Annotated in this window: 2 protein-coding genes; both read left to right on the forward strand. The window is 45.6% G+C overall.

All coding sequences use genetic code 11. The annotated features are described in order from the left end of the window. Positions 1 to 197: ATP-binding protein (locus A1D16_RS01000; protein WP_290706850.1), on the forward strand; the 197-nt coding region annotated here is incomplete at its 5' end. Positions 198 to 258: 61 nt separating this feature from the next. Then, a partial coding sequence (locus tag A1D16_RS01005; protein ID WP_290706852.1) for a TonB-dependent receptor occupies positions 259 to 2,610 on the forward strand: 2,352 nt, incomplete at its 3' end.

Raw genomic sequence — 2,610 nt, forward strand, 5'->3', positions numbered from 1 at the left:
CGGGTATCAGCACGGAAGACCAGCAACGCCTTTTTACCAAATATGGTCAGCTATCTGCCCGGCCTACCGGTGGAGAAGCTTCTACCGGCTTGGGACTTGCTATTGTAAAACGGCTGGCCAATGAATTAAATGCCACCCTTCAATATGAAGGTGATACGGGTGCAGGCAGCCGGTTTATAATCCGGTTCAAAAAATAAAAAAAGAAACATTGTTGCAAATTTTCAGAATTCCCTAGATTTGTAGCCTTAAAGTACAAAGTTGAGGTTAGTAAGAAGATTTGCAGGTATTCTTATCGGGTGTTGTTTAGTGAACAGCCTGGCGGCTCAATGTATATTGAGATTCAGCGGGGTTGTAACAGATTCGGATACCCGGGAGCGGCTGGCAGGTGCTTCCATATTAATAAAAGATACCCGCCAGGTAGTTGAGTCGGACGCAGAAGGTCGTTTTTTACTGGAAGGATTATGTGCAGGTAGTTATAATATCCTCATTACACATATCGGCTGCCAGCCTTTAGAATCGCATATACATTTAAAAGACGACCTGGTTAAAGATTTTGTTTTACCTCATGCTCATAGTGAACTGGATGAAGTAGTGGTAGTGGGGGCAACCCACCGCCATGGTACAGCTATAACAGATGAAGTAAAGGGCCGGCAGCTGGCTGCTACAAGAGGGAGTAGTTTGGGTGAATCACTCCGCTCGATAAGTGGTGTAAATGTATTGCAAACCGGGGCCACTATTTTTAAACCGGTTATTCATGGCTTGCACAGTAACCGGGTCTTAATTCTGAATAATGGAATCCGCCAGGAATCTCAACAATGGGGAAGTGAACATGCACCGGAAGTAGATCCTTATATAGCTAACCGTATTACCGTTATAAAAGGTGCCAGTAGTATTCGCTATGGGAGTGATGCTATCGGCGGAGTGGTTTTGGTGGAACCAAGATTATTGCCTGTACAGCCGGGTCTTTACGGGGAAATCAACACGGCTTTTTTCAGTAATAACCGGCAGGCAGTGCTTTCCGGCATCATTGAAAACAATGCAGCCAAACACCCGGCTTTCAGTTGGCGCCTGCAGGGGACCCTTAAAAAAGGCGGAAATGCAAAAACACCCGATTACTGGCTAATGAATTCAGGCATCGAAGAGTATAATTTTTCGGCAGCGGCAGGTTGGAAACAGCAGCACCGGGGGCTGGAATTGTTTTACAGCAATTTCAATACAAAGCTGGGAATATTCAGGGGGGCACATATCGGTAATGTAACAGATCTTGAAACGGCTATTGAACGGGGAGAGCCTTCTGAAGAAGTGAAAAATGCGCCCTTTAGCTATAGTATTGATCGTCCTTATCAACAAGTACATCATCACCTGCTAAAATTAAAAGCCTATCATACAACAGGCACAGCCGGTAAATTGAACTGGATACTTTCCGGGCAGTACAATAACCGGATGGAATACGATGTAAAACGATTTAATACCAGTACAGACGCACCTCAACTTGATTTGAGTATTACGACCGTTGGGTCAGATCTTGTATGGGATCATAATAGTTGGAAAGGATTTCGGGGTACGATTGGTATCAGCGGTTCTTACCAGTTCAATGATAGTTATAAACAGCGGGTCTTTATTCCCAACTACCAGGCATGGAATGGAGCTGCTTTTCTGATAGAAAAATGGTCGCAAAGAAAGTGGATGCTGGAAGCGGGTATCCGCTACGATTGGAGATCCATTTTTAATATTGAAAAAAACAATAACCAGCAATTTCCGGATCAGCAGTTCAGTAATATTTCCGGGTCTGCCGGGGCCAGTTACCAATGGAGTAAAGAATTAACCACTACACTGAACTTTTCGACCGCCTGGCGTTCTCCGCAGATCAATGAACTATACAGCGATGGTCTTCATCATAGTTCGGCGAGGATTGAAACCGGGAACCCCGATTTGAATCCGGAAAGGGCCAACAGCTGGATGCTGAACCTTACCTATCAGCCATTCCGATGGACGATCGACCTTGGGTTTTATCATAAAAATATTTCGAATTTTATTTACCTGGCACCAGATTATCCGCCTGTGTTAACCATCCGGGGTGCCTTCCCTTCTTTTTCCTTTGAACAAACCAATGCCCGTTTACGTGGCCTGGACGCCAATATCGGGTACCTTATTACGGCGCACTGGAAAGCAGATATAAAAGCCTCTATACTGCGCGCCTGGGATAAATCGGCCGAAGACTGGCTTATTCAGATGCCGGCCGACAGGTATGAGGCGGGAATAACCTATGAGTTCGGCAATGTTCCGCGCTGGCAAGACAGTTATGTAAAACTCAGTGCACAACAGGTATTGCGGCAATCAAGAGTGCCGGCGGAAGGAAATATCGAAAAAAAACAGCCGGATGGTACGGTTCTGCTGGTATCCGATTATGCACCACCACCGCCTGCTTACTTACTGGCTAACCTGGAAGCAGGCACCAAGTTCAGTTGGGGCAAACAACCTGTTCACCTTACGCTTACGGTAACCAATCTCCTGAATTCGGCTTACCGCGATTATATGAATGCTTTTCGGTATTTCGCCTGGGATATTGGCAGGAATATTGGGTTACGGATTATGATTCCGTTAGGGAAA

Origin of the sequence: Flavihumibacter sp. CACIAM 22H1, from assembly GCF_001601815.1 — a bacterium.
Taxonomy (GTDB): Bacteria; Bacteroidota; Bacteroidia; order Chitinophagales; family Chitinophagaceae; genus Flavihumibacter.